The sequence below is a fragment of the Okeania sp. genome, from assembly GCF_983059655.1.
The window spans coordinates 1-4,243 of record NZ_CEZPJD010000696.1 but is presented as its reverse complement, the minus strand read 5'-3'; the positions used below and the strand labels follow the sequence as shown (position 1 = coordinate 4,243).

Below are 4,243 nucleotides of genomic sequence, written 5' to 3'. Positions count from 1 at the left end.
TGTGGGGTAATTGTGAATACATCTTTTAATGTGCGGGGTGAACCAATTGTTTGTACGCCCGAAGATGCTTATAGGTGTTTTATGCGGACTGAGATGGATTATTTGGTGGTTGAAAATTTCTTGATGAGTAAGAGTGGGCAAATTCCTTGGGAAAAGGATGAGTCTTGGAAGGAAGAATTTGAATTGGATTAAAGTTAAATCAAAATTCAAAAGTTAAAATTAGTCTGTTATGGGTGGATAAGTTATATTGCCACTCAAACAGAGTAAAATTTTTAATTTTAGCTAAAACGCTAGATAGGCAGTATAAAACTATAGTCCAGCTCTAAATATAGTGTCAATACCTATCAGAATTGAGTTTGGCAATCAAAAAAGATCGATCTAGGTTCTGATCTATATCTATAATATAGTTATTAGTTAGTTAAAGACTGTAGAATATTAAGTTTAGGTGTAAGCTATATGGCCCTAGAAAAAACATTAATAAATCGTGCCACTATAGGGATGGAGATAGAACCTTACAGATCGAAAGTTTTACATCTTTCCCTAACTCAGTCAAGGAAAAGTGAGTTACGAAAGGTTGTTATCGATCTTTCTAATCTCTATAAAACTGGAGAAATTAGTGAGAGAGTTTTTGAGAAACTTATTGAATATGCCTGTCAGTCATTTGTTGAGGCCGAAGTTGAAATTAGGTTAGGTAGCTATTTAGAGCAAAAGCTTGTCAAATTGTGGTATCGTTTGTCCTCAGATGACTCTAGTTTGAAGCTTTTGGGAGTTAGTACAAAAGATGACTAAGGACGACTCTAAAGACGAAAAGCAAGTTAAGAATGAAAATTTGTCTGAAGAAATTTCATCTGGTGCTTTGTCCGAGACATCAAACAGTAGTCAAGAGGCAAAGCTACCAGGAGTTCTTGAGGATATTCTTCCAGAGGAATTTAAGGAAAGTATACCAACTAATGTTAAGAAAGTAATGGGGTTAGCCCTTTCTGTTGGAGGTCGTAGAGAGGAGTCCCCATTGATAGACCTTACTGGTAAGGTTGAACCAAGTCACATCACTCAGTTTCTCAAGAACGATGCTGCGCAGGATGAAAGAATCTTTAAGGATTCTCAGATATCAAAGAGATATACGCTTATATATGTCATTATCTTTTGCGCTCTTTTTGTATTCATTACTGTTTTTTTGGTAGATCGAAATGTGAATATCTACACAGATTTGCTGAGGACTTTTGTTATCTTTGCTGGCGGGTTCGGCAGTGGTTTCGGCTATAAAAGTTTCAAGGATAGAAATAACAAGGGCTAATGAAAACTATATCTTTAAATAAGCCAGCAGGGTGCGTTACATTTCATTAACGCACCATTTATTTTTGAATTTTTATAGTGTGAAGTCATTTACAGTTTTTCCCATATGATGAAACCATACCTAGTTTTTCGATCTTTAGTCTTTGTTTGTCTACTAATTATAACTACCACATCTATACTTTATTGGTTAGATATAGTGACAAACAAAATTTTTGTAGGAGCTAATGCAATTGTAGCTATAAGTGCTGCTTTTTTTGGCATTTTTGCAAGAAAACCTGTTGGCCAAGAAGATGTATCACTGGCTGTCGAGAAAGTCTTATTAAATTATGATAATGAGACTTTTTTAAAGCTAAAAAAGGCAAAGGAAGAAGAGAAAGAAATACGCGACTATATTGAAAATCGTAGTAACGAAATATTTTTGCTAAAGCTTAGAAGCTATCTGCTTGAGGAGATTGAAGCAAAGTACAAAGGGTCTGATTTGGCAAAATTGATTACTGACTTAGAACAGATAGAAAATCAACTTGATTCCATGCAGGTTGCTTATGGGGATACAAAGTTGCCCGAAAGGTTCAAAGAAGTTCTAAGAGATCTTAACCAACAAGACAAGGTAGATATTTATCTAGAATTGTTTGATGCCACATTGCCCTTGCGGTTTAAGGGTCTGTTTAGAACTTTATTTAGATTGTTGGCATTCTTTGTTTAAGAGAGAATCTCCAATGCGTTGAATTTAATCTTGAGGACTATCATTGATGAAAATCTATAACTCACCCCACCCAGGCGAAGTGCTGAAAGAACTCTGCATTGAACCTTTGAATCTGACAGTTACTGAGGTTGCAGAAGCTTTAGGTGTAAACCAAGAAACATTATCCGCCATCTTGAATGGTAAGGAATAGTAATTATTTTGATCGAAAATGAAATACTTTATTCATTAATTGGGATACTGCTGTTGCTCCGCTTCTGCCGTTTTAACCGGAGGAGTTGGATTTGGCATTTTGCTAAGTGTACAAGTTGGCTCAGTGATTGGGACTTGTCTAGGAGGAGTTTGGGGCTAACTACTGAAGCAGAATAATTCGACAAAGTTGGACAAGTATTAATAAATCTTGAAAATTTCCTGATTATCTGCTATAATAAATTAATTTATCTACTAAGTTATCAAAGACTTTTTTTCATGGCCTACCAATTCAAATGCAATCAATCAAGACCAAATTAAAAGTTAACAATTACCAAAAAACCATACTTGCCAAACACTCAGGTGTAGCCCGTCACGCTTATAACTGGGGATTAGCAACTTGCATCTGTGAATACGAATCAACCAAGAAACGACTGAGTGCTATCACTTTGCATAAACGTTTAGTGGCTGAAGTTAAAAGTCAAAATCCCTGGTATTATGAAGTCTCAAAATGTGCCCCTCAACAGGCATTAAGAGATTTAGAGAGGGCATTTAAAAACTTTTTAACTATTCCCAAATGTGGATTCCCTAAGTTTAAGAAAAAAGGGAAAAAAGACAGTTTCTATTTAGAAGGAAGTATTAAAATTATTCAAGGCAACTATATCAAACTACCAAGGATAGGAATAGTAAAAACATACGAAATATTACCGAATTGCAGAGTAAAAAACGTGAGAATCTCCAAACGTGCAAGTGATTGGTACATTAGTTTTAAGTATGATTATCAACCAAACCATACCCCAAAAGAAGGAGATATTATCGGTGTAGATGTTGGTATAAATGCTCTAGCAACTTGTAGCGATGGAAGAAAATTTTCTAATGTTAAAGCGTATAAGCAAGCCAAAAAACGACTAACTCGTTATCAACGGTGTGTCAGCAAAAAGAAGATTGGCTCCAAAAACAGAGCTAAAGCTGTAAAAAGACTAGCCAAAGCTCATAAAAAAGTAGCTGATATCAGAGCAGATGCACTACATAAACTAACAACATGGTTAGCTAAAAACCACAGCACCATAGTGATAGAAGATTTGAATGTAAGTGGAATGCTCAAAAACCACAAGCTAGCAAGTGCGATAGCGGACTGTGGTTTTTATGAGTTCAAACGTCAGCTTACATATAAGTGTGAGTGGTATAACAGTGTATTAGTGATAGCAGATAGATTTTATCCAAGTTCTCAACTGTGTTCTAATTGTGGGCATCAACAGAAAATGCCGTTAAATGTGAGAACTTATGAATGTGCTAACTGTGGATTTTCCTACGGAATGCTTCGCAAACAAGCTGACAGAGACTTTAACGCTGCTGTCAATTTGGCCAACTATGTGTATTAGTAGCTTGAGTTCCAAGCGATTTTAAGCCTGTGGAGAAGATAAGTTACAGACTGCGGTCAGTGGTCTTCTGTGAAACAGGAAGCTAGCTCCAAAGCTCAAAATATGTTTTGGGTAAGTTTGGATAAGTTTAGTAGAACGGAATTGTAGACAATGCGCAGACAGATATCAGTGCACAGCTATCTAGAGAGGAACTTAGTAAAATTGAGTGTATTTGTATTACTGTCATTTGGGCACTTTCACAGCATGGATTTGCTGTTGGGAAAGAAGTTGATGAATTGGTAATTGCTCGACGTTATGAGATTGTGCAAGAAGTATGTACCGCTACTAATTTTGATTGGTTATCAGCAAATAAGGAACAAATTATTGATCAGTGTGCAAAAAATCTCTCTGAACTTAATAAAATTCCCTTAGCTGATGTTGCTAATACATGATCAAATATTAACGTTGATATTGAAGTCAAGCATTTGTCCACCATTTGATTTGCCTTTATCCGGTCTAACAATTCAGTGCAGCAGACGGTAGGGGTGAATAGCTATTCGCGCCTACATTTTGACCTTTCAGCAATTTGACAGATTGACAATTTTGTGGTAATGAAAAATGGAAATTGTAGTAGGTAAGCGATCGCTCTACCCTTCCCCAAAAACTTTTTTGACTATACTTAATTCATCCAATCAAGATA

The 4,243-nt window shown here is 35.9% G+C and carries 7 protein-coding genes; all 7 read left to right on the top strand.

Going from position 1 to position 4,243, the window contains the following annotated elements:
* The coding region (locus AC3DU7_RS26840) for a carbamoyltransferase C-terminal domain-containing protein (RefSeq protein ID WP_488042321.1) at positions 1–192 on the top strand (192 nt) is incomplete at its 5' end.
* A 264-nt stretch (positions 193–456) separates the two neighbouring features.
* The gene (locus AC3DU7_RS26835; RefSeq protein ID WP_488042320.1) at positions 457–789 is read left to right on the top strand and encodes a hypothetical protein; all 333 of its coding nucleotides are present in this window, start codon (positions 457–459) and stop codon (positions 787–789) included.
* A complete protein-coding gene (locus AC3DU7_RS26830; RefSeq protein WP_488042319.1) occupies positions 782–1,294 on the top strand; it encodes a hypothetical protein in 513 nt (170 codons plus the stop codon). Before AC3DU7_RS26835 ends, AC3DU7_RS26830 begins: the two co-directional genes overlap by 8 nt.
* A 195-nt stretch (positions 1,295–1,489) precedes the next feature.
* Positions 1,490–1,996, top strand: a complete 507-nt coding sequence (locus tag AC3DU7_RS26825; protein WP_488042318.1) for a hypothetical protein — start codon at positions 1,490–1,492, stop codon at positions 1,994–1,996.
* Between the two features lie 46 nt (positions 1,997–2,042).
* Positions 2,043–2,186, top strand: a complete 144-nt coding sequence (locus AC3DU7_RS26820) for a helix-turn-helix transcriptional regulator (RefSeq protein WP_488042317.1) — start codon at positions 2,043–2,045, stop codon at positions 2,184–2,186.
* Positions 2,187–2,478: 292 nt separating this feature from the next.
* Positions 2,479–3,564 carry an RNA-guided endonuclease InsQ/TnpB family protein gene (locus AC3DU7_RS26815; RefSeq protein WP_488042316.1) on the top strand — a complete coding sequence of 362 codons (1,086 nt, stop codon included), beginning with the start codon at positions 2,479–2,481 and terminating at the stop codon, positions 3,562–3,564.
* 275 nt (positions 3,565–3,839) lie between these two features.
* The gene (locus tag AC3DU7_RS26810; RefSeq protein ID WP_488042315.1) at positions 3,840–3,995 is read left to right on the top strand and encodes a hypothetical protein; all 156 of its coding nucleotides are present in this window, start codon (positions 3,840–3,842) and stop codon (positions 3,993–3,995) included.
* The last annotated feature ends 248 nt before the right edge of the window (positions 3,996–4,243 follow it).